The organism is Bradyrhizobium prioriisuperbiae, assembly GCF_032397745.1.
In the GTDB taxonomy this organism is placed as follows: domain Bacteria; phylum Pseudomonadota; class Alphaproteobacteria; order Rhizobiales; family Xanthobacteraceae; genus Bradyrhizobium_A; species Bradyrhizobium_A prioriisuperbiae.
This window is the reverse complement of the sequence record NZ_CP135921.1, coordinates 5,912,196-5,935,622: the sequence shown is the minus strand read 5'-3', so window position 1 is coordinate 5,935,622 and position 23,427 is coordinate 5,912,196. Positions and strand designations below refer to the sequence as shown.

20 protein-coding genes and 1 tRNA gene are annotated in these 23,427 nt (G+C 62.8%); 5 read left to right on the top strand and 16 right to left on the bottom strand.

Features of this window, described 5'->3' with window-relative positions; genetic code table 11:
- Window positions 1-78 precede the first annotated feature (78 nt).
- The 4 genes from rpoB to RS897_RS28110 form a co-directional block, all read right to left on the bottom strand.
- Complete coding sequence (gene rpoB / locus RS897_RS28125) at window positions 79-4,197, bottom strand: DNA-directed RNA polymerase subunit beta (protein WP_315831978.1); 4,119 nt, start codon at window positions 4,195-4,197, stop codon at window positions 79-81.
- Window positions 4,198-4,563: 366 nt separating this feature from the next.
- Window positions 4,564-4,935, bottom strand: coding sequence for a 50S ribosomal protein L7/L12 (gene rplL, locus RS897_RS28120; RefSeq protein ID WP_315831977.1), 372 nt, complete (start codon window positions 4,933-4,935; stop codon window positions 4,564-4,566).
- A 53-nt stretch (window positions 4,936-4,988) separates the two neighbouring features.
- Complete coding sequence (gene rplJ / locus RS897_RS28115) at window positions 4,989-5,507, bottom strand: 50S ribosomal protein L10 (RefSeq protein ID WP_315831976.1); 519 nt, start codon at window positions 5,505-5,507, stop codon at window positions 4,989-4,991.
- Between the two features lie 819 nt (window positions 5,508-6,326).
- Window positions 6,327-7,103, bottom strand: coding sequence for an SDR family NAD(P)-dependent oxidoreductase (locus RS897_RS28110; protein ID WP_315831975.1), 777 nt, complete (start codon window positions 7,101-7,103; stop codon window positions 6,327-6,329).
- A 140-nt stretch (window positions 7,104-7,243) separates the two neighbouring features.
- On the opposite strand from RS897_RS28110, the gene RS897_RS28105 reads away from it, so the two are divergent.
- Window positions 7,244-7,690 (top strand): winged helix-turn-helix transcriptional regulator, encoded by a 447-nt coding sequence (locus RS897_RS28105; protein ID WP_315831974.1) that lies wholly within the window; start codon window positions 7,244-7,246, stop codon window positions 7,688-7,690.
- Here the strand turns inward: RS897_RS28105 and RS897_RS28100 are convergent, their stop codons facing one another.
- From RS897_RS28100 to RS897_RS28075, 6 genes are all read right to left on the bottom strand, one after another.
- The gene (locus tag RS897_RS28100; RefSeq protein ID WP_315831973.1) at window positions 7,691-8,644 is read right to left on the bottom strand and encodes a 2-hydroxyacid dehydrogenase; all 954 of its coding nucleotides are present in this window, start codon (window positions 8,642-8,644) and stop codon (window positions 7,691-7,693) included.
- Window positions 8,645-8,731: 87 nt separating this feature from the next.
- Window positions 8,732-9,424 carry a 50S ribosomal protein L1 gene (gene rplA, locus RS897_RS28095; protein ID WP_315831972.1) on the bottom strand — a complete coding sequence of 231 codons (693 nt, stop codon included), beginning with the start codon at window positions 9,422-9,424 and terminating at the stop codon, window positions 8,732-8,734.
- Between the two features lie 5 nt (window positions 9,425-9,429).
- Entirely contained in the window at window positions 9,430-9,858 is a 429-nt protein-coding gene (rplK, locus tag RS897_RS28090; protein WP_315831971.1) for a 50S ribosomal protein L11, read from the bottom strand.
- A gap of 156 nt (window positions 9,859-10,014) precedes the next feature.
- Window positions 10,015-10,545: a transcription termination/antitermination protein NusG gene (gene nusG / locus RS897_RS28085; protein ID WP_315831970.1), complete on the bottom strand. Its 531-nt coding sequence runs from the start codon at window positions 10,543-10,545 to the stop codon at window positions 10,015-10,017.
- A 19-nt stretch (window positions 10,546-10,564) separates the two neighbouring features.
- On the bottom strand, window positions 10,565-10,759 hold the full coding sequence (gene secE / locus RS897_RS28080; protein ID WP_315838765.1) for a preprotein translocase subunit SecE: 195 nt from the start codon (window positions 10,757-10,759) through the stop codon (window positions 10,565-10,567).
- 311 nt (window positions 10,760-11,070) lie between these two features.
- Window positions 11,071-11,146 (bottom strand) — tRNA-Trp (locus RS897_RS28075).
- A gap of 251 nt (window positions 11,147-11,397) precedes the next feature.
- Between RS897_RS28075 and RS897_RS28070 the strand changes: the two genes are divergently transcribed.
- Together RS897_RS28070 and RS897_RS28065 are read left to right on the top strand one after the other, a co-directional pair.
- Window positions 11,398-13,137, top strand: a complete 1,740-nt coding sequence (locus RS897_RS28070) for a sensor histidine kinase (RefSeq protein WP_315831969.1) — start codon at window positions 11,398-11,400, stop codon at window positions 13,135-13,137.
- 100 nt (window positions 13,138-13,237) lie between these two features.
- Window positions 13,238-15,199: a methyl-accepting chemotaxis protein gene (locus tag RS897_RS28065; RefSeq protein WP_315831968.1), complete on the top strand. Its 1,962-nt coding sequence runs from the start codon at window positions 13,238-13,240 to the stop codon at window positions 15,197-15,199.
- Between the two features lie 77 nt (window positions 15,200-15,276).
- Here the strand turns inward: RS897_RS28065 and tuf are convergent, their stop codons facing one another.
- On the bottom strand, window positions 15,277-16,467 hold the full coding sequence (tuf, locus tag RS897_RS28060; RefSeq protein ID WP_315831967.1) for an elongation factor Tu: 1,191 nt from the start codon (window positions 16,465-16,467) through the stop codon (window positions 15,277-15,279).
- 168 nt (window positions 16,468-16,635) lie between these two features.
- On the opposite strand from tuf, the gene RS897_RS28055 reads away from it, so the two are divergent.
- Together RS897_RS28055 and RS897_RS28050 are read left to right on the top strand one after the other, a co-directional pair.
- The gene (locus tag RS897_RS28055; protein ID WP_315831966.1) at window positions 16,636-17,871 is read left to right on the top strand and encodes a serine hydrolase domain-containing protein; all 1,236 of its coding nucleotides are present in this window, start codon (window positions 16,636-16,638) and stop codon (window positions 17,869-17,871) included.
- Between the two features lie 36 nt (window positions 17,872-17,907).
- Window positions 17,908-18,429: a DUF2867 domain-containing protein gene (locus tag RS897_RS28050; protein ID WP_315831965.1), complete on the top strand. Its 522-nt coding sequence runs from the start codon at window positions 17,908-17,910 to the stop codon at window positions 18,427-18,429.
- Window positions 18,430-18,486: 57 nt separating this feature from the next.
- Here the strand turns inward: RS897_RS28050 and RS897_RS28045 are convergent, their stop codons facing one another.
- The 5 genes from RS897_RS28045 to RS897_RS28025 form a co-directional block, all read right to left on the bottom strand.
- Window positions 18,487-19,254: an SDR family NAD(P)-dependent oxidoreductase gene (locus tag RS897_RS28045; protein ID WP_315831964.1), complete on the bottom strand. Its 768-nt coding sequence runs from the start codon at window positions 19,252-19,254 to the stop codon at window positions 18,487-18,489.
- Window positions 19,255-19,300: 46 nt separating this feature from the next.
- Window positions 19,301-20,041, bottom strand: a complete 741-nt coding sequence (locus tag RS897_RS28040; protein WP_315831963.1) for a histidine phosphatase family protein — start codon at window positions 20,039-20,041, stop codon at window positions 19,301-19,303.
- Window positions 20,042-20,052: 11 nt separating this feature from the next.
- Window positions 20,053-20,838, bottom strand: a complete 786-nt coding sequence (locus tag RS897_RS28035) for an SDR family NAD(P)-dependent oxidoreductase (RefSeq protein WP_315831962.1) — start codon at window positions 20,836-20,838, stop codon at window positions 20,053-20,055.
- Window positions 20,839-20,905: 67 nt separating this feature from the next.
- Window positions 20,906-21,964 carry a phosphotransferase family protein gene (locus RS897_RS28030; protein WP_315831961.1) on the bottom strand — a complete coding sequence of 353 codons (1,059 nt, stop codon included), beginning with the start codon at window positions 21,962-21,964 and terminating at the stop codon, window positions 20,906-20,908.
- 21 nt (window positions 21,965-21,985) lie between these two features.
- Window positions 21,986-23,224, bottom strand: coding sequence for an acyl-CoA dehydrogenase family protein (locus RS897_RS28025; RefSeq protein WP_315831960.1), 1,239 nt, complete (start codon window positions 23,222-23,224; stop codon window positions 21,986-21,988).
- Window positions 23,225-23,427: the final 203 nt, after the last annotated feature.

Here is a 23,427-nt window from a genome sequence, read left to right as displayed (position 1 = left end):
TACGGGGAAGGCCGCAAACGGGTCCGCGTTCGCGAACCCGTCCGGGAGCCCCTTCCGCGCACGGAAGGGGCGAATGCTTTACTCAGCCGCCTCGGCAGTCGTCCCCGGGGTGAGCTTGGAGTTGTGCAGGTCGACGTTGAGGCCGAGCGAGCGCATTTCCTTGACCAGCACGTTGAACGATTCCGGAATACCGGCCTCGAACGTGTCGTCGCCGCGCACGATCGCTTCGTACACCTTGGTGCGGCCCGCGACGTCGTCCGACTTCACGGTCAGCATTTCCTGCAAGGTGTAAGCCGCGCCGTAAGCTTCGAGCGCCCACACCTCCATTTCGCCGAAGCGCTGGCCGCCGAACTGCGCCTTGCCACCCAGCGGCTGCTGCGTGACGAGCGAGTACGGACCGATCGAACGGGCATGGATCTTGTCGTCCACAAGATGGTGCAGCTTGAGCATGTAGATGTAGCCCACCGTCACCTTGCGATCGAACTCGTCACCCGTGCGGCCGTCATAGACCGTCGACTGACCAGAGCCGTCGAGACCCGCCAGCTTCAGCATCTCTTCGATGTCGCTTTCCTTGGCGCCATCGAACACCGGCGTCGCGATCGGCACGCCGTGGGTGAGATTGCGGCCGAGCTCAAGCAACTCGGTATCGCCGAGCGACTTGATGGTCTCGTCCTCGCCGTAGACCTTCTTCAAGGTCTCCTTCAGCGGCTTGGTGTCCTGCTTCGCCAGGTAAGCATCGACCGCCTGGCCGATCCGCTTGCCGAGGCCGGCACAGGCCCAGCCGAGATGGGTTTCGAGAATCTGACCGACGTTCATGCGGCTCGGCACGCCGAGCGGATTGAGCACGATGTCGGCATGGGTCCCGTCTTCCAGGAACGGCATGTCTTCGATCGGCACGATCTTCGACACCACGCCCTTGTTGCCGTGACGTCCCGCCATCTTGTCGCCGGGCTGGATCTTGCGCTTCACCGCGACGAAGACCTTGACCATCTTCATCACGCCGGGCGGAAGTTCGTCACCACGCTGCAGCTTCTCGACCTTGTCGAGGAAGCGCTGTTCAAGGCCCTTCTTCGACTCGTCGTACTGCTTCCGCATGGCCTCGATCTCGGCCATCAGCTTGTCGTTCGGCGAGGCAAACAGCCACCACTGCGAGCGCGGATACTCTTCCAGCACTGCCTTGGTGATCCGGGTGTCCTTCTTGAAGCCCTTCGGACCCGCGATGCCTTCGCGGTTGTTCAGGAGCTCGGCAAGACGGCCGAACACGTTACGATCCAGGATCGCCTGCTCGTCGTCGCGGTCCTTGGCCAGACGCTCGATCTCTTCCCGTTCGATCGCCAGGGCGCGCTCGTCCTTGTCGACGCCATGCCGGTTGAACACCCGCACTTCGACGATGGTGCCCTGCACGCCCGGAGGCACGCGGAGCGAGGTATCGCGAACGTCGGACGCCTTTTCACCGAAGATCGCGCGCAGCAGCTTTTCTTCCGGCGTCATCGGGCTTTCGCCCTTCGGCGTGATCTTGCCGACCAGGATGTCGCCGGCGCGCACTTCCGCACCGATGTAGACGATGCCGGCTTCGTCGAGGTTCTTCAGCGCTTCTTCCGAGACGTTCGGAATATCGCGGGTGATTTCCTCAGGACCAAGCTTGGTGTCGCGGGCCATCACCTCGAATTCCTCGATGTGAATGGACGTGAACACGTCGTCCTTCACGATCCGCTCGGAGAGCAGGATCGAGTCTTCGAAGTTGTAGCCATTCCACGGCATGAACGCGACCAGCACGTTGCGGCCGAGCGCGAGCTCACCGAGATCGGTCGACGGACCGTCAGCGATGATGTCACCCTTCTTGACCACGTCGCCGACCTTCACCAGCGGACGCTGGTTGATGCAGGTCGACTGGTTGGAGCGCTGATACTTCATCAGGCGGTAGATATCGACGCCCGACTTGGTCGGATCGAGATCGTCGGTCGCCCGGATGACGATACGGGTTGCGTCGATCTGGTCGATCACGCCCGAACGGCGGGATGCAATCGCAGCACCGGAGTCGCGTGCCACGACGCCTTCCATGCCGGTGCCGACGAACGGCGCCTCGGCACGGACCAGCGGCACGGCCTGACGCTGCATGTTCGAGCCCATCAGCGCGCGGTTGGCGTCGTCGTTCTCGAGGAACGGGATCAGCGCCGCGGCGACCGAAACCAGCTGTTTCGGCGACACGTCCATGTAGTCGACCTTGTCCGGCGTGACCTGCAACACGTCGCCGGCATGACGCGCGACGACCAAGTCTTCCGTGAAGCGGCCCTTGGCGTCGAGCGGCACGTTGGCCTGCGCAACGTGGTGACGGCCCTCTTCCATCGCCGAGAGGTAGATCACCTCGTCGGTGACGCGGCCGTCCTTCACCTTGCGATACGGCGTCTCGACGAAGCCGTACTTGTTGACGCGGGCGAAGGTAGCGAGCGAGTTGATCAGACCGATGTTCGGGCCTTCCGGCGTCTCGATCGGGCAGATACGGCCGTAGTGGGTCGGATGCACGTCGCGCACTTCGAAGCCGGCGCGCTCGCGGGTCAGACCGCCCGGGCCAAGCGCCGACAAGCGGCGCTTGTGGGTGATCTCCGACAGCGGGTTGGTCTGGTCCATGAACTGCGACAGCTGCGACGAACCGAAGAACTCGCGCACCGCGGCGGCGGCCGGCTTGGCGTTGATCAGGTCCTGCGGCATGACGGTGTCGATATCGACCGACGACATGCGCTCCTTGATCGCACGCTCCATGCGCAGCAGACCGATGCGGTACTGGTTCTCCATCAATTCGCCGACCGAACGCACCCGGCGGTTGCCGAGATGGTCGATGTCGTCGATTTCGCCCTTGCCGTCACGCAGGTCCACCAGCGTCTTGATGACGGAGAGGATGTCTTCCTTGCGCAGCGTGCGATGGGTGTCCGGCGCATCGAGTTCGAGGCGCATGTTCATCTTCACCCGGCCGACGGCCGAGAGGTCGTAGCGCTCCGAATCGAAGAACAGCGACTGGAACATGTTCTGCGCCGAATCCAGCGTCGGCGGCTCGCCCGGGCGCATCACGCGGTAGATATCGAACAGCGCGTCTTCACGCGTCATGTTCTTGTCGGCATTGAGCGTGTTGCGGATGTAGGGCCCGACATTGACGTGGTCGATGTCGAGGATCGGCAGTTCCTTGTAGCCGATCTCGTTGAGCACCTTCAGCGACTTCTCGGTGATTTCGTCGCCGGCCTCGGCATGGATTTCGCCGGTCTTCGGGTTGACGAGATCTTCCGCGAGATAGTTGGTGACCAACTCCTCGTCCGACATGCGCAGCGCCTTCAGCCCCTTTTCCTGGAGCTGACGGGCGGCACGGACGGTGAGCTTCTTGCCGGCCTCGAGCACGACCTTGCCGGTGTCGGCGTCGATCAGGTCGTTGATGGTGGTGTAGCCGCGGAAACGCGCGGCGTCGAACGGCACGCGCCAGCCTTCCTTGGTGCGCTTGTAGGCGATCTTCTTGTAGAAGGTCGACAGGATCTCTTCACCGTCGAGACCCAGCGCATACATCAGCGACGTCACCGGAATCTTGCGGCGACGGTCGATACGCGCGAACACGATGTCCTTGGCGTCGAACTCGATGTCGAGCCACGAACCGCGATAAGGAATGACGCGGGCGGCGAACAGCAGCTTGCCCGACGAATGGGTCTTGCCCTTGTCGTGATCGAAGAACACGCCGGGCGAGCGGTGCATCTGCGAGACGATGACGCGCTCGGTGCCGTTGACGATGAAGGTGCCGTTCATGGTCATGAGCGGAATATCGCCCATGTAGACATCCTGCTCCTTGATGTCCTTGACCGAACGCGCGCCGGTTTCTTCGTCGATATCGAACACGATCAGGCGCAGCGTCACCTTCAACGGCGCGGCAAAGGTCATGCCGCGCTGGCGGCACTCGTCGACGTCATACTTCGGCGCCTCGAACTCATAGCGGACGAATTCCAGCATCGAGGTGTTGGAGAAGTCGGAGATCGGGAACACCGACTTGAACACCGCCTGCAGGCCTTCATCCAGCCGTCCGCCCGCCGGTTCGGCGACCATCAGGAACTGGTCATAGGATGCCTTTTGAACCTCGATGAGGTTCGGCATCTCAGCCACTTCCTTGATTTGTCCAAAAAACTTGCGAACGCGTTTGCGACCGGTGAACGTTTGCTGCGCCATCGTGGCCTCTCATTTCGCCGCCTGCCGGGGCGGACCTTCCAAAGCGAAACTGGCATCGCGCTTCGGGTTAAAATCCCACTCGTTCCGAATTCCAGCGGACCTGAATCTCAGAACGCAAAACGACGTGCGGAGCGCTGCCACGCTCTGCCCGTCTGAATCCTGTCGTTACGGACTGCAAAAGCCCGAAATCGGTTCGTCTCCCGCTGTCCGGCATCGAGATCTATCTGATTCCCGAGGGCGGACCGCATTTTCGTGCCTCCGCCCCTATATGGGCGGCTTTCGCAGCAGTTCCAGACCCAACATCTTGAAATGCTGCAGATTTCGAAGAAGCGGGCCGGTTCCAATAAGGAACCGGCCCAAATCGACTTACTTGAGTTCGACCTTGGCGCCAGCCTTCTCGAGCTGAGCCTTGATCTTTTCGGCTTCGTCCTTGGCCACGCCGTCCTTGACCGGCTTCGGCGCGCCCTCGACGAGGTCCTTGGCTTCCTTGAGGCCGAGGCCCGTGATCGCACGGACTTCCTTGATGACCTCAATCTTCTTGTCGCCGGCAGCCGCGAGCACGACCGAGAATTCGGTCTTCTCTTCGACGGCAGCAGCAGCCGCGCCCGGAGCCGCGGCAACCGCCACGGCAGCAGCAGCCGAAACGCCCCACTTCTCTTCGAGAAGCTTCGCGAGTTCGGCGGCTTCGAGCACGGTCAGGCTCGACAAATCGTCCACAATCTTCTGCAAGTCAGCCATTGATGTATTTCCTTCAGCGTATCAGTTCGAACCAGGTTGGATTTGCGAAGGGCCTACGCCGCTTCGTTCTTTGAGGCATATGCCTGAACCACGCGGGCGAGCTTCGCCGCCGGTGCGGTGGTGAGCTGAGCGATCTTGGTCGCCGGCGCCACAAGGAGGCCGAGGATCTTCGCGCGCAGTTCATCCAGAGACGGCAGCGCGGCAAGAGCCTTCACGCTGTCGACATTCAGGACGGTTTTACCCATCGAACCGCCGAGAATGACGAACTGTTCGTTCGTCTTGGCGAATTCGACGGCAACCTTCGGCGCCGCGACCGGATCGTTGGAAGTAGCGATCACTGTCGGCCCCTTTAGCAGGGAGCCGATGGCCACAACGTCGGTGCCTTCAAGAGCGATTTTGGCGAGACGGTTCTTCGAGACCTTCACCGACGCCCCAGCCTGCTTCATCTGCGAACGCAGCTTCTGCATCTGGGCCACGGTGAGGCCGGAATAATGAGCAACGACCGCAACGCCGGTGGCCTTAAAGACCTCGTTCAGCGCGTCGACCGCCTCTTTTTTTGCCGCTCGTTCCACAGCAAGCTCTCTCCGGTTGGCGGTCTTTGCACGAGGCAGGACCGCCGGGTTGCACCCGCCGCCCTACCCTCGATCCCAAATCAACGAGTCACCTCGCAGTCAGGACACGTCCGGCAGGACGACATTTCAGTAGCCTGCCCTCTTGCACCGGAAGCCGGCACAAGGTGTCGAGGTTCGAACCCGATCCACTGCGCACCGCATCCACGGCCACATGCGAAATCCGGTCTTCACCCGTCTATGCGGGAGATTAAGTCGGCCAATGGCCTATAAGGCCTTCAGCTGACACCCGCAGTCTTGGACAGGATGAGCCGATCTTTTCAGACCAGCCCCACGCGAAATCCTTGAACATCAAGCAGTTGTGGGCTCCCTTTCCATCTTTGAGCGTTCCATGCGGACGTCCAGAGAGGAATGGTCTCCTAACAGCTTGGGTTTTCGGAAAGCGCGCACGAACGTGCCAGCAAAGGCCAGCACGCCCGGAAGGGGTTCTTTAACGATTCTTCGCCGGCTTGCCAAGGCCTTTTAGCGCCTTGTTGCCCGGAATTTGCATAGGCCGGCCTCTCCCTCCCGGTTCCAGCAACCTGTCCGAGAAATGGCCGAATCGGCCTTAAATTCGCGACCAAAATTTGCGGACCCCGTCACATCCGGCCCTCCTCGCTCGTCTCGAGCGCAGGAGGTTCCGGCCCATGGCTGCCGGAGCCGGTGTTCTCGCGGTCAGTTGCGCGCGCGACGGCGGTCGGATAGCCGCACTTTGATTGGAACGCAATCCGGACAAGCTGCGGTGAGCGAAGGGCCCGCCGCAACAATCCTCATAAGTCGACGTCAACGGTAGAGCGCCGCCCCCATCCGTGCACCGATCGTGCCGCCATCGACGAAGATTTCCGTCGCATTGACATGGCGGGCATCGTCGGAGGCCAGGAACAGGACTGTCTTGGCGATGTCATCGGCTTCGCCCATGCGGCCAAGCGGCGTGCTGTGGGCGATCCGCTGTTCCAATGCATTGAACGCTTCGGGCGTGGGGGCCGCACCTTTCCAGATCGGGGTTTTGGTGCCGCCTGGCGCCACCACATTGACGCGAATGCCGCGAGGGGCGAGCTCAGACGCCAGCACGCGGGACATGCCGGTGACACCCGCCTTGGTCGCGGCATAAGCCGAATAGCCGGGCATGCCGAGCGCGGTATGGACCGACCCATTGAGAATGACCGACGCGTTGTCGTTGAGATGCGGCGCCGCCGCCTGGACGGTGAAGAACACCGCGGTCAGGTTGGTCCTGATGACATCCTCGAACGCCTTGAGCGTGGTGCCGCCGAGCGGCGTGGCGCCGCCGATGCCGGCATTGGCGAACAACGTGTCGATCTTGCCGAATGCTTTCACCGTGGCGGCAACGGCGCGCTCCAGGTCTTCGACATTCGTGGTGTCGGCTGTGATCGCCAGCACCTTGTCGCCGAGTTCCTTCGCCGCCTGATCGAGCGTTTCCTGGTTGCGCCCGGTGATCGCGACCCGCGCCCCCTCCGCCACGAACACCCGCGCGGTGGCCAGCCCGATGCCGCTGTTGCCGCCGGTAATCAACGCCACCTTGTTCGCAAGCCTGCCTGCCATGATCCGTTCCTGTTCCCGCCAGTTATGGTTTCATTATGAAACCCTCCGCTTGCTACTTAGATCGGTGAGTTTTATATTGCAACCATGAATCGCAAAAATAATTCGCCCCGGTCCCTCATCCCGTCTTCGAGGCTCCTCCCATGGTGAAACGAACCAGTTTCGAGGACGCGCAATGCCCGATCGCCCGCTCGCTCGACGTGGTCGGCGACGGCTGGTCGTTGCTGATCATTCGCAATGCGCTGGGTGGAGGACGACGCTTCAGCGAATTCCAGAAAGGCCTGGGCATGGCAAAGAACATCCTGGCCGCGCGGCTGCGCGCCCTGGTGACCCACGGCATTTTCGAGTTGAAGCCGGCATCGGACGGCAGCCCGCATCAGGAATATGTCCTCACCGACAAAGGCAAGGACCTGTTTCCAGTGCTGGTGGCGTTACGCCAGTGGGCGGACGATTACCTGTTCAAGCCGGGCGAAGAATACACCCGGCTGGTCGACCGCAAGACAGGCAAGCGCATCCGCAAGATCGAGTTGCGCGCACAGGATGGCCGGGTGCTACGGCAGCAAGACACCCTGCTGGTCAGCGTGAATTGATCAGGCTTTAACCGGATAAACCAGCGGCTTCCCGGCAAAGAATGCCGAGAGATTGGCGATCACGCAATCCTGCATGCCGATGTGCGACTGCGCGGTGTGGCCGCCGATGTGCGGGGTCAGCACCACGTTCGGAAGCTCGGTCAGCGCATCGGGCTTGTGCGGCTCGACCTCGAACACATCGAGGCCGGCGGCGCCGATGACCTTGTCGCGCAACGCCGCGACCAGCGCCTGCTCATCAATCACCGAGCCGCGCGAAATGTTGATCAGCGTGCCGTTGGGTCCGAGCCGCTTCAGCATCGGCGCATCGATGATGTGCTGGGTGTCCGGGCCGGCGCGCACCGCGATGACCAGGATATCGCACCAGTCGACAAGGCCACCGAGCGTCGCATGATAAGCGAACGGCAGGTCGTAACGGCTGCGGCTGTGATAGGCGACGTCCATCTCGAATGCGGCGGCGCGGGCGGCGACCTTGCGGCCGATCTCGCCCATGCCGTAGATTCCGATCCGCGCACCGGTCAGCCCTTGCGGCGCGCTCATCAGCGGCGATGGCGTGGCCGAGGCCCAGCCGCCGCTTTTGACATAACTGTCGGCCGGGATCAGGCGGCGGGTCGCCGCCAGCATCAGGGTCATCGCCAGATCGGCGACGGCGGCGGCATTCGCCGCCGGGCTGTTGCCAACGGCAATGCCGCGCTGCGCGGCGGCGGAGAGATCGATGCCGTCATAACCGGTGCCGTAACAGACGATGGCGCCGAGCTTCGGCAGCATCTCCATCACGTCGGCGCCGAGCCCCTGCCCGCCAGCGGTGATCAGGGCGCGGATATCAGCAAGCTGGTCGGCGCTGAAGACATCGCGCGGCGGCTTGCCGGCGGCATCGATCAGTTCGAAATGCTGGCCGATCCGGACCATCAGGGCTTTGGGAAATCGCGAATAGATCAGAACCCGATCGGCAGCCATGTCTCACCACACCAAACAGAAACCAAAGAAAAAGGCGGGATAGGCAAAAACCCGTCCCGCCTTTGATTCATGCAAACATTCCAGAGATCAGGCGAGCACGCTGCCCGGCTCGACCTTCACGCCGGGGCCCATGGTCGAGGACACCGCAACGCGCTGGATGTAGGTGCCCTTGGCACCCGCCGGCTTCGCCTTGGAGACCGCGTCGGCGAGCGCCTTGACGTTCTCGACCAGTTTGTCCTCGGAGAACGAAGCCTTGCCGATGCCGGCCTGCACGATGCCGGCCTTCTCGACGCGGAACTCGACCGAACCGCCCTTGGCACCCTTGACGGCGCCAACAACGTCCATGGTCACGGTGCCGATCTTCGGGTTCGGCATCATGCCGCGCGGACCCAGCACCTTACCGAGGCGACCGACCAGCGGCATCATGTCCGGGGTGGCGATACAACGATCGAAATCGATGTTGCCGGCCTGGACCTTCTCGACCAGGTCTTCCGCACCGACCACGTCCGCACCCGCCGCCTTGGCTTCCTCAGCCTTGGCGCCACGGGCAAACACGCCGACGCGCAGCGTGCGGCCGGTGCCGTTCGGCAGGGTGACGACGCCACGGACCATCTGGTCGGCGTGGCGCGGATCGACGCCGAGATTCATCGCGATTTCGATGGTCTCGTCGAACTTCGACTTGGCGCGTTCCTTCACCATCTTGATCGCATCCGCGATCGGATAGAGCTTTTCGCGATCGACGCCTTCGCGGGCCTTCGTCAAACGTTTTCCGATTGCCATGACCGTTACCCCGCCACTTCCAGACCCATCGAACGGGCAGAGCCCTCGACCATCTTCATGGCCGATTCGATGGTGTCGCAATTGAGATCCTTCATCTTCTTCTCGGCGATCTCGCGCACCTGCGCCTTGGTCACCGCGCCGGCCTTGTCGCGGCCCGGGGCTTTCGAACCGGACTGGATCTTGGCGGCCTGCTTGAGGAAGTGGGACATCGGCGGCGTGCGCATTTCGAAGGTGAAAGAACGATCCGCATAAATGGTGATGACCACCGGGATCGGGGTGTTCTTTTCTTCCTTCTGGGTCTGCGCGTTGAACGCCTTGCAGAATTCCATGATGTTGAGACCGCGCTGACCAAGCGCGGGGCCGATCGGTGGCGACGGGTTCGCCGCACCGGCCGGCACCTGAAGCTTCAGGTATCCGGTCACTTTCTTTGCCATCTTTGACTCCTCTAAACGATCCGGACCATCCGGATCTTCAGGGACCGTGGTTCGGTTCGGCAAGCTGATTGGCGATCAGCAGCCTCCTCCCACGGCATTGCGGACACGGCTCTCGCCGTCTCCCCCGTCCACGCGCGCGTGGACGGAACTCTGCGATCAGACCTTTTCGACCTGACCGAATTCCAGTTCGACCGGCGTCGCGCGTCCGAAGATCGACACCGCGACCTTGACGCGGGAACGCGCCTCGTCGATTTCCTCGACCACACCCGAGAACGAAGCGAAGGGGCCATCCGCCACGCGGACGTTCTCGCCGATTTCGAAGGACACAGATGCCTTCGGCCGCTCCACACCCTCCTGCACCTGATGGATGATGCGCATGGCCTCGGCTTCCGAGATCGGCATCGGCTTGTTTTCCGCGCCAAGGAAGCCCGTCACTTTGGGCGTGTTCTTGATCAGGTGGAACGCTTCGTCGGTCAGGTTCATCTTCACGAGCACGTAGCCGGGAAAGAACTTGCGCTCGGTGTCGATCTTGCGGCCGCGCCGCACTTCCGTGACCTTTTCAGTCGGAACCAGGATCTGGTCGAACAGGTCCTCGAGATTGCGCTGCTTGGCCTGCTCGCGAATCGATTCCGAGACCTTCTTTTCGAAGTTCGAATAGGCGTGAACGATGTACCAGCGCATGCTCATGTGGTCAGGTCCGCTTGCGTCAGGCTTGGATGCCGAGAATGAATGTCACCAGGATGCGGATGATCTGATCCGCGGCGAAGAAAAACACCGACGACACGGCGACCATCACGAACACCATGATGGTGGTGATCACCACTTCACGCCGCGACGGCCACGAGACCTTGTTGGTCTCGGTCCGCACTTCCTGCAGAAACTTGCCCGGGTTGAGCGCCATCGTCTGGTCCATGTCCATCGTCAGGTCCGGCCCTGAATTCAGGAATCCGAACAAGCCCCCTCGCGTGCCCAACCTTGTTTCAAGGATGGGGCCGGCGGACGGGCCCTATTTGGGAAAATCAAAGCCGCCTCGGAAGTCCGTGTTATCGGGCCGACGGCGGGTGCAGCTTCCTACTTCGGACCGCTCGGGACGTCAAGGTGGCACTGCGGCCGCCCCGCCCTCACAAAGGGCCTCAGGCCGCCCGGCCAAATGAGCTTTAATCCAAAAAACTCAAGGCCTTCAGGGAGATTTCGGAGGCAGCGTCTCAAATCTGGCAGGAGTGGCAGGGCTCGAACCTGCGACCCCCGGTTTTGGAGACCGGTGCTCTACCAATTGAGCTACACTCCTACTGGGCGCTTCTATAGCGAAGCCTTTGCCGCTCGTCACGCCCCCGAAATAATTTTAAGTCGCCAATTTTTCGCCCCCCGGCGCAGTCCATTGCCGGTCGGGTGCGACACTTCGCCGACGGTGCCCCGTTCTGACCCGATTTCGCGTTCAGTATCGGGCAAATCGGGGAACTACGAATGCCGCCCGTGGGGAACAATCGGGTAGGCTGGTCAGAGCTGCGTCTGTTCAAACAGGACGCGGCGGGGGACGGGGTGGGGACGATCAACGCTTTACGCTCATTGGGGTTTATCCGCCGGCTATCGCTGACCCATCGGCTGCTGGCGCTGACGCTGGTTGCCGCGGTGCCCGGCCTGCTGGCGCTGGCCTACAATGCCGTCGATCTGCGCAAGGCACGCTATGCCGAAGTCCACGACGAGGCGCTGCGCAACACCCAGCTCGCGGTCTCCGAACTGGACCAGATCTTCGGTGGCGTCCGGGGCATCCTGCACGCCGTCTCGCAAGCCGCCGAGGTCCGGCAGGACAACACCGAGATCTGCTCCGGTTATGTGACGCGCGTCCGCAAAGGACAGGATGCGCTGACATCGATCCTGATTCTCAATCTCGATGGATCCGTACGCTGCTACAGCGAAGCGCGGAGTTCGAACGCCTATCTGGGCGATCGCGATTATTTCCAGAACGTGCTGAAGACCAAGACATTCTCGGTCGGCACCTTCACCGCAAGCCGGGTCTCCGATCGCAATCTGGTGCCGGTGGCCTTGCCGCTGTTGAACGGCGGCAACGTCGAGGGCGTGGTGATGGCCGGCCTCAATCTGCAATGGCTGGGCCGGCAACTCCGTGAACGCAGCGCTGCGCGCGGGAGCGCCATCACCGTCGCCGACCGGGATGGCATCATCGTCTCCCGTGAACCGTCGCCTGAAAAATACATCGGCAGCCGGATCGTGCCGTCCGGCCTCCCCTTCGTCACGGCGCCATCAGCGGGATCCGCCGAGATCGAGAGCCCCGACGGCACCACCCGCATCGCGGGCTACGTCCCTGCTTCGCTCACGCCCTTCGGCCTCTATGTCTCGACCGGCATCTCCCGCGACGAGGTCATGCGGCCGATCGATGACGCCACCCGCCGCAGCCTGCTGCTGTTTGCGCTGGGGAGCCTGGTCGCACTGGTGCTGGCGTGGCTGGTCGGCGAAGGAATGATTCGCCAGCCCCTTATGAAAGTGGTCGCCACCGCGGAGGCCTGGCGGCGCGGACACGATATGGCGCGGACCGGAATCACCGATCGTGACGACGAGATCGGCCTGCTCGGACAGACCTTCGACCGCCTGATGGACGAAAGCCAGCAACGCGAGCGTGAACGCGAGACCGCGGAAGCCCGCCGCGAAATCCTGGTCCATGAACTCGCGCACCGGGTCAAGAACACGCTGGCCACGGTGCAGTCGATTGCATCCCTGAGTTTTCGCCACAGCCAGGGGCCGGAAGCCTTGCGCGGCTTCCAGGAGCGGCTACAGGCGCTGGTGCGCAGCCACGATCTGCTGACCCAGCGCAACTGGGAAAACGCCGATATGGCCGACATCATGAAAGTGGCGGTGGCCACGCTACGCGAAGAAAGCCATCGCTTCACGCTGTCGGGGCCATCGGTCGACCTGCCGCCGACAAGCGCGGTGCCGATCGCGATGATCATGCACGAACTCTGCACCAACGCGATGAAATACGGCGCGCTGTCGAACGAGAACGGCGCCGTCGAGATCCGCTGGAGCACCACGCTGGACGAGCGTGGCACGGCGGTGAGCCTGACCTGGAGCGAAAGCGGCGGTCCGACCGTCGAACGCCCGCAGCAGGAAGGCTTCGGCACCCGCCTGATCACCAACCTTACCCGTCAGATGCACGGCAGCGCCGAGTCCCGCTATCCGCCGTCGGGGCTGGTCTGTCACATCCGCTTCATCACACCGAAAGCCGAGCCGCGCGATCAAGCCGGCGCTTCGCGCGCGACCGCATAGTCCGCACGCACCGCATCATTAATGGACTGTTGACGCCGCGTTCATAGGATGCCGGTTGAAAATTTTCATCCCGTCAACCTCGGGCTTGGGGTCCTTCTTCATGCTGAAATTCAAATCCGTGTCCGCGCGGATCATGGTCGCTATTTCTCTTGTCGCTGCGGTGTCCTGCGCGGTTCTCGCAGCCTTCGGCATGTGGCGGCAGCAGATGACCGTCGACCTCGCGCTGCAACGCGAATTGCGCGCCGACTACGCCAACATGCTGGCGGCCCTCGACGGGCAGACCCGCAGCGTTCTGGCCGTCAGCAACGCATTGGCCACCCTGCCCGAAGTGAAATCCGTGATCCGATCGGGCGACCGGACGGCAACCATCAACCTGCTCAAGGGTGCCCTCGCCCAGATCAAGCCGCTGGGGCTGGAGCTGATTTCCATCCAGATTCCGCCCTCGACCGCATTCGCCCGGGTGCACGCCCCCGACTCGTTCGGCGATGACCTCTCCAAGCGCCGCAAGATGGTGATGCAGTCATTCGCCACGCGTGCGCCGGTGGCCGGCGTCGAGGCGGGCCGCGAAGTGCTGAACGTGTTCGGTGTCTCTCCCCTGCTCGACGGCGACAAGCTGCTCGGCGTGGTCGATATCGGCGCGCCGTTCGGCGACAACTATGTCAAGACCATGAAAGAGCGCTTTGGCGTCGACGTGGCGATCCATCAGATCGACGGCAATACCGGCAGGACGCTCGCATCCACGCTGAAGGCTCCGCCGCCAAGCGAAGCCGTGCTGAAGCGCGCGCTCGGTGGTGAGATGGTGTTCCAGACCGGCGAGCAGGACAACCATCCCACCGCCTCCACTCTTGGCCCGATCAAGAGTTTCTCCGGCGAGCCGATCGCCGTTGTCGAAATCGTGCGCGATACCACCGCTTATGCCGATCTCGCCTATCGGTCCGAGATGTGGCTGGGCGGTGGAACAGCAGCCGTGGTGCTGCTGGCGGCGCTGATTGCCGCCTGGCTCGGCCGCGGCCTGGCGCAGCCGATTCTCGCTTTGCAGTCGGCGATGGGGCAGATCACCTCGGGCCAGCATGCGGTCGAGGTGCCGGGCGCCCAGCGCGGCGACGAAATCGGCGCGATGGCGAAAGCCGTCGAAGTCTTCAAGGACAGCCTCTTGGAGACCGGCCGCCTGCGCAAGGTGCAGGAGCAGCAGCGGGCGGTTGCCGAGCAGGATCGTCGCGAGACCTTGCATGCGCTGGCGTCAAAGTTCGAAAGCGGCGTGGGCCAGGTCGTCAATGCGGTCGGATCGGCCGCGTCAGACCTGCGGATCACGGCGACATCCATGGCGAGCACGGCAGAGGAAGCGACACGCCAAACCACCACCGTTGCCGCGGCCTCCGAGGAAGCCTCGCAGAACGCTCAGGCCGTCGCTGCCGCGATCGAAGAACTCAATGCCTCGATCAACGAGATTGCCCAGCGGGTCAACGAGTCGGCCAAGGTCGCGAGTGATGCAGCCGCACAGGCCAGCGAAACCAACGCCGAAGTGCTGGGACTGGCCGAAGCCGCCCAGAAAATCGGCGACGTGGTCAAGCTGATCAGCGAGATCGCCGCCCAGACCAACCTGCTCGCCCTCAATGCCACCATCGAAGCCGCCCGTGCCGGTGACGCCGGCCGCGGCTTTGCGGTGGTTGCTTCTGAGGTGAAGGCGCTGGCAACCCAGACATCGAAGGCGACCGAGGAAATCTCCGCCCAGGTCGGCGCCATCCAGTCGGCGACCCAGTCGTCGGTGCGCGCCATCGAAGCCATCACCACCACGATCCGCAAGGTCAACGAGATCGCCAGCGCCATCGCTTCCGCGGTCGAAGAACAAGGCGCCGCGACCCGGGAAATCGCCCACAACGTCGCCGAAGCTGCGCGCGGCACCGGCGAGGTGTCGGCAAACATCTCCGGCGTCGACGAGGCCGCGCGCGAAACCGGCACGGCCGCCGGGCGCGTGGTCGATTCCGCAACCGAACTGGCCCGGAATGGTGACGTCCTCAAGACCCAGGTCGATACCTTCCTGCGCGACGTCCGCGCGGCCTGACACTCTCCTCCATCTGTCACAAAACAAAAATGCCCGGCGCGAGCCGGGCATTTCTGCTTTTAATGGGTCTCGATCGATTACTCGATGATCGAAGCGACGACGCCCGAACCGACGGTGCGTCCGCCTTCGCGGATGGCGAAGCGCAGCTTCTCTTCCATCGCGATCGGCACGATCAGGTGCACTTCCATCGCGATGTTGTCGCCCGGCATCACCATCTCGGTGCCTTCCGGCAGATGCACCACACCGGTCACGTCGGTGGTGCGGAAGTAGAACTGCGGACGGTAGTTGGTGAAGAACGGCGTGTGACGGCCACCCTCTTCCTTGGTCAGAATGTAGGCTTCAGCCTTGAACTTCGTGTGCGGCTTCACCGAACCCGGCTTGCACAGCACCTGACCGCGCTCGACTTCCTCGCGCTTGGTGCCGCGCAGCAGCGCGCCGATGTTGTCGCCCGCCTGGCCCTGGTCCAGCAGCTTGCGGAACATTTCAACGCCGGTAACGATGGTCTTCTGGGTGTCCTTCAGACCGACGATCTCGATTTCCTCGCCGACCTTGACGATGCCGCGCTCGACGCGACCGGTCACAACCGTGCCGCGGCCCGAGATCGAGAACACGTCTTCAACCGGCATCAGGAACGGCAGGTCGACCGGACGTGCCGGCTGCGGAATGCTTGCATCCACAGCCTTCATCAATTCCAGCACGGCGTCGTGGCCGAGCTTCGGATCCTTGTTCTCAAGAGCGGCCAGAGCCGAACCCTTGATGATCGGAATGTCGTCGCCCGGGAAATCGTACTTCGACAGCAGTTCGCGGACTTCCATCTCGACCAGTTCGAGCAGTTCCGGATCGTCGACCATGTCGCACTTGTTGAGGAACACCACGATGGCGGGAACGCCGACCTGGCGGGCCAGCAGGATGTGCTCGCGGGTCTGCGGCATCGGGCCGTCGGCCGCCGACACCACCAGGATCGCGCCGTCCATCTGGGCGGCACCGGTGATCATGTTCTTCACATAGTCGGCGTGGCCGGGGCAGTCGACGTGGGCATAGTGACGGTTCGCGGTCTCGTATTCCACGTGCGCCGTCGAAATGGTGATGCCGCGCGCCTTTTCCTCGGGCGCCTTGTCGATCTGGTCGTACGCCGTGAACGTAGCCCCGCCGGTCTCCGCCAGCACCTTGGTGATCGCTGCGGTCAGCGAGGTCTTGCCATGGTCGACGTGACCAATGGTGCCGATGTTACAATGCGGCTTATTACGTTCAAACTTAGCTTTGGCCATTCTTACGTCCACCCTCTGCGGCCGGCGCGGCTGCGCGGCAAATCCGCGGCTGGTTACTGCGGAAAACGTTGCTGTTCAAGGGCGAAGTTATGGGTAAAGCTGTGGTCAAGCCCCGGCCGGCCACCATGCCAAGCGGCAAAAAAGCGGCTAAAAACCATTGGAGACGCCATGACCCCGCAATCCGCCCCGAAATCCGCCACCGGGCTGCAAACCCCGTCCCTGCCGTTCGCGGATCCGGCCAGGCTGGGGCTGTCTCCGGTACGGTTGCAGCAGATGCGCGATGCGCTTGAGCGCGAAATCGACCGTGGCACCACGCCCGGCGTGGTCACCATGATCGCCCGACGCGGCCAGATCGGCTGGTTCGAGGCGCAAGGACGACTGGATGGGCGGCAGAGCCCCGCGGCCCCGACCCCGATGGCCCGCGACAGCCTGTTCCGCATCTTCTCCATGACCAAGCCGCTGGTCTCGATCGGCATCGGCTTGCTGCTGGAAGAAGGCCATCTGCTGTTGAACGATCCCCTGCAGAAATTCATCCCGGAATTCGCCAACCAGAAGGTGGGCGTCGAAAACAACGGCAAGCTCGACCTGGTGCCGCTCAGCCGCCCGATCATGATCCACGACCTGCTGCGCCACACCTCCGGCATCTCCTACGAGATCACCGGCAACAGTTTGGTGCAGAAGATGTACCGTGAGGCGAAAATATTCCGCCGCGACATCAGCAATGAGGAGCATGCCAAGCTGATCGCCAGCCTGCCGCTGATGTGCCAGCCCGGCACGGAATGGAATTACAGCCGCTCCACCGATATCCTGGGACGCGTCATCGAGGTGATTTCCGGCAAGACGCTGAGCGCCTTCCTCACCGAACGCATCCTGGCGCCGCTGCAGATGACGGAGACGGCCTTCCACACCGACGCCGCCAACAAGCCACGCCTCGCCGAACCATTCCCGAATGATCCGTGGACCGGCGACAAAGTGATGCTGTTCGATCAGACCGAAAAGCCCAGCATGGAGTCCGGCGGCGGCGGGCTGGTATCGACGGCGATGGACTACGCCCGCTTCTGCCAGATGCTGCTCAATGGCGGCAGCCTCGACGGCCAGTCCATCATCGCGCGCAAGACCCTGCAGTTCATGGCCGCCGATCATCTCGCGTCGAATGTCAAAGTGGAAACCCACCTGATTCCACCTGGCCATTCCTTCGGCCTCGGCTTCGCGGTGCGCACCCATCAGGGCCTGGCGCCGTTCGCGGGCTCCGTCGGCCAGTTCTTCTGGAGCGGCATGGCCGGCACGTTCTTCTGGATCGACCCGACCGAAGAGATGTTTGCGGTGTTCCTGTCGCAGGGTCCGGGACAACGCGAATACTTCCGTTCGCAGATCCGTAGCCTGGTGTATGCGACGCTGGAGTGAGACAACGCGCCTGACTAGCCATGTTGGGAATTTGGCATGAACGTCGTTGCATGTGATGTGCCCTCCGGCAGCGTGCTGAGCCGGGAATCGATCGAGCGCGCGTATTTCCGGGACGCCTATCGGGCGCCGCTAAGCCACGGTGAGCTTGCCATTTCCGATATCTTCGCCGCCATTTTCGCGCATCATCCGTTGTGGATGAAGCTGCTCCTGATCGTCCGCAACAAGGTCGCCTCGCTTGCGGGCCTGGATGCACCGACCGCGTCCGAAATTCTGCGCGTCGAGATCAAGGATCGTTATGTCATCGGCGAAAAGATCGGCGTTTGGCCAATCTTCTCGCTGAGCGAGAATGAAATCGTCGCCGGGCGAAATAACAAACACCTGGACTTCAGGCTATCGGTGCTGAAAGTGCCCGACGGCGACAACACGAGCGTGGTCGTCTCCACGATCTGCATGGTCCACAACCTGTCCGGCAAGCTCTACCTGTTTTTCGTTGTCCCGTTTCACAGGTACGGCGTCCGAAAGCTGATGGCGAACGCGCTCGCGGCGCGGAGATTATGATAAGCCCCGAGAACAGTGCCGCGGTCGTGGCCACTTGGGTCGTGGGTGACACGTCCATCAACTGATGGTGGCGCCGCCGTCGATCACCATCGACTGTCCGGTCATGAAATTGCCGGCGGCGGAGCCCAGGAACACCGCGGCGCCGGCGATTTCGTCGGGAATGCCGATGCGCAGCAGCGGCGAGCGTGCGGTCGAGGCCTTCAGGTTATCCGGATTGTCCCACAGCGCCTTGGCGAAATCGGTCTTGATCAGACCCGGCGCGATGCAGTTCACCCGCACATTGTGCGGGCCATACTCGCAGGCGAGATTGCGCGCGAGCTGCATGTCGGCGGCCTTGGAGATGGCGTAGGCGCCGAGGATGGTCGAACCTTTCAGGCCCCCGATAGAGGACACGATGATGATCGAGCCATCCTTGCGTTCGATCATCTGCGGCACCACCATGCCGATCAGCCAGTTGTTGGCGACGATGTTGTTGTCGAGGATCTTGCGAAACTGGTCGTCGGAAATGCCGGCGAGCGGACCATAATACGGATTGGACGCGGCATTGCAGACCAGCACGTCGATCTTGCCGAAGGCACGGTTGCTTTCGTCGACCAGGTTCTGCAGGTTTTCCTTGCTGGAGATGTTGGCGGCGATGGCGATCGCCTTGCCCTTGCCAAAACGCTCGTTGAACTCCTTTGCCACCGCATCGCAGACGTCCTGTTTGCGCGACGAGATCACCACCTGCGCGCCGTGTTCCACCATGCGCTCGGCGATGGCGCGGCCGATGCCGCGCGTCGAGCCGGTGATCACCGCAACCTTCCCGGTCATATCGAACAGCGTCATGACGTTTCTCCCTGATGTTGTTTCTGAATTGTTCGGCGCGCGAGGCTTACGCGAGCTTGCCCGGCGGGGTCACCTCGGGGCCGGCGGGCTGATGCATCGCCGCATGGGACGGATCGGCGATCCAGGGCTGCTGGTTGATCATGGCAATGCGCCAGCCGGCGTGCCCCGGGCTGCTCAGCAGGTCGAGCCGCGTCACCGAGCAATTGTCGATCACGAATGTCAGGCCTGCCTTGGGTTCGAGACCGAGCGCAACGGCAATGGCCGCCTTGATGGTGCCGCCATGCGCAACGGCAACGATGTCCTGGCCGGCATGGGCGGCGCTGATCCGCGCTATCGCGACGCTCACGCGCTCATAGAGATCGACGAAGCTCTCGCCACCGGGCGCGCGCACGTCGGCAGGGGCATACCAGTAACTGGCGACCTCCGGGCTGAGCGTGGCAACGAAATCAGCGCGATTGCGGCCCTGCCATTCGCCCATGTCCTGTTCGGCGAGCGCAATATCCTGCTGAATGCCGACCGGCGCGCGGCCGCCGGCGGCCAGAATGGCATCCGCCGTCTGATGCGTGCGCTTCAGATTGCTGGTGTACCAGGTCGCGTTCGTCGGCAGGATGCGCGCGACCGCGTTGAAGACCGACGTATCACTGCAATCACAGTTGAGGTCGGCTTGGCCGTAGATATTTCCGCCGTCCTCGCGGACCGGCGCATGCCGCACCCACCACCATCGGGTGACTTCGACCCCCGCAGGCGTTGCGCGGCTCGGTCCGGTGTGCGGGAGGGGAGCGGACATGCGGATACCAATCAGATCGGTTTGCCGGCGTACGGCATCGACGCGGTCAAACCGCCGTCGACCGGGAACGCCTGGCCGTTGACATAGGAGGCTTCGTCGCTGAGCAGGAACAACCCCATTGCCGCGAGTTCATGCGGCTGCCCTGCCCGCTTCAGCGGATTGAGCTGGCCGATCTTGCCCTCGGTGCCGCGCTCCTTGGCGCCGTCGAAGATCGGCTTGGTCATGCCGGTCTCGATCAGACCGGGGCACACCGCATTGATGCGTACGCCGGTGCCGGACAGCGAATAGGCTGTGGTTTGCACGAGACTGATCACGCCGGCCTTGCTTGCGGCGTAGGGATGGCCACTAGCGCCGGATTTCAGGCCGGCGACGGAGGCCGTGCAGACGATCGCGCCGTAGCCCTGCTTCACCATGTGCGGAATGGAATGCTTCACTGCCAGGAACGGCCCGATCAGGTTGACGCGCAGGACTTCCTGCCAGTGCTCCGGGGTCTGCTCAGCGATCGGCACCAGGCCGCCGCCGATGCCGGCATTGGCCCAGATCGCATCGAGCTTGCCATAGGTGGAAATCGCCTTGGCGATGAAGGCCTGGACATCTTGTTCCGAACCCGCATCCGCCAGCACCGCTTCCGCGGTGCCGCCGGCCTTGCGAACCTGTTCGACGGTGTCCTTGACGCCCTCACTGCGGTCGACGGCAATCAGCCGTGCGCCTTCCTTGGTGAACAGCAATGACGCGGCGCGGCCGATGCCGCTGCCCGCGCCGGTGATGATGACAGACCTGCCTTCGAGGCGACCCATGATAGTGTCCTTGATAATCCGATGAGGGTCGCGCGGCGCCGGTCAGGCCTCGCGCGATGCGAGTGGATCAGGCGCCTGCTTTCTGGGCATAGGCCCACGCGGCCTGCGCCAGCGGGATGCGACGCGCGGCGGATTCGGCAGCGCGGGCGTTGGCGGCGGTGCCGTCGCGGATCCGTGCGGCAATGCCCTGCACAATGCCGGCGAGCCGGAACAGGTTGTAGGAAAAGTACCAGTTCAGGTCCGGAACGCTCGTGCGTCCAGTGACCTTGCAGTAGATCGCCTCGGCCTCATCCATGGTCGGGATATTCAGCGCCTTGAAGTCGGCACCCTCCAGCCCCGGCATCACCCACTGCATCAGCAAATAAGTGAAGTCCGCCAGCGGATCGCCAAGTGTCGACAACTCCCAGTCCAGCACCGCGGTCACCCGCGGTTCGGTGGCATGGAAGATCATGTTGTCGAGCCGGTAGTCGCCATGCACGACAGAGACGCGGTCCTGCTGCGGCACGGTTTTCGGCAGCCACTCGATCAGACGGTCCATCTCCGGAATGACGTCGGTCTCCGACGCCCGATACTGCTTGGTCCAGCGCTCGACCTGGCGGGCAAAGTAGTTTCCCGGCTTGCCGAAATCGCCGAGCCCGATCGCTGCGGGATCGTACTGATGCAATTTCGCCAGCGTCTCGACCTTGCTGGTGAAGATGGCGCGACGTTCCTCCGGCGACTGCTTCGGCAGTGTCGGATTCCAGAACACGCGCCCCTCTTCCATCGACATGATGTAGAAGGCCGCACCGATCACGGCATCGTCCATGCACAAGGCATAGGCCCGCGCCACCGGAAAGCCCTGCTTGTACAGCGCATCGATGACGCGGAACTCGCGATCCACCGCATGCGCCGACGGCAACAGTTTGCCGAACGGCTTGCGGCGCATCACGTAGGCACGGCCCGGCGTGTCGAGACGATAGGTCGGATTGGACTGCCCGCCCTTGAACTGCGACACCGTCAGCGGTCCGGCATAGCCCTCGACATGCGAGGACATCCAGCGGTCGAGGCTCGCTTCATCGATGCGATGCCGCTCCTCGACCGGCTTGGTGCCGGAAAAATCCGCGTCTTCCCTCACGCCGAGGCCCATGCCGTCTCTCCGCTTCTCTTATTAGTGCGAGGCCGGAGAGTTGGCGTACTTGCGCAGCTCCAGCCGTGCGATGGCACGGTTGTGCACCTCGTCGGGGCCGTCGGCAAGACGCAGCGTACGAATGCCTGCATAGTCCTTGGCGAGACCCGCCTCATCGGACACGCCGGCGCCACCAAAGGCCTGAATCGCCTGATCGATGATGCGCAACGCCATGTTCGGCGCGGCCACCTTGATCATGGCGATTTCGAGCTGGGCGCTCTTGTTGCCGACCTTATCCATCATGTCGGCGGCCTTGAGGCACAGCAGGCGGTTCATTTCGATGTCGGTGCGCGCTTCACCGATGCGCTGTTCCCACACCGAGTGCTCGATGATCTTCTTGCCGAAAGCGGTGCGCGACGACAGCCGGCGCACCATCTTCTCCAGCGCCTCTTCGGCCTTGCCGATGGTGCGCATGCAGTGATGGATGCGGCCCGGACCGAGGCGGCCCTGGGCGATCTCGAAGCCTCGGCCTTCGCCGAGCAGCAGGTTGGCGACCGGAACGCGGACGTTCTCCAGCAGCACTTGGGCGTGGCCGTGCGGCGCGTCGTCATAACCGAACACCGGCAGCATCTTCTCGACGGTGATGCCCTTGGTGTCGAGCGGAACCAGGATCTGCGACTGCTGCTGATGCTTGGCCGCCTTGAAATCGGTCTTGCCCATCAGGATCGCGATCTTGCAGCGAGGATCGCCGACGCCAGACGACCACCACTTGCGGCCGTTGATCACATAATGATCGCCGTCACGCACAATGCTGGTTTCGATGTTGGTCGCGTCCGACGACGCCACCGCCGGCTCGGTCATCAGGAAGGCGGAGCGGATTTCGCCGTCCATCAGGGGCCGCAGCCACTGCCGCTTCTGCTCCTTCGACGCGTAGCGCATCAGCACTTCCATGTTGCCGGTGTCCGGCGCCGAGCAATTGAACACCTCGGAAGCCCAGCCGATGTGCCCCATCTGCTCGGACAGCAGCGCGTATTCCAAATTGCTCAGTCCCGCACCGCGGAATTCATCGTCTTCATGCGACGACGGCGGCATGAACATGTTCCAGAGGCCTTCGGCCCGCGCCTTCTTCTTCAGCTCTTCGAGAACCGGAATGACTTTCCAGCGTTCACCGGCCGCGTCCTGCTCCTTGTAGGTCTTCACCGCGGGGCGAACATGCTTGGTCATGAACGACGAGACGCGCTCGAGCCATTCACGCTGGCGATCCGACATTGTAAAATCCATCAGGCGATCCTCGCTGTTTGTTTGAAAGTCTTTGTCACAGTGTCTGCTTGCCGTCCGTTGCCCGCAAGAGCCTTGTCGAAATCCCGCGGAACGGAAAATCCTGCAAATTCAACTCCGCGAATCTGATCCAACTTGTTGGATCAGATTCGTCGTTGTCCTTGTTCGAGCATGATCTTTTCGGAAAACCGGTTCCCACTTTTCCG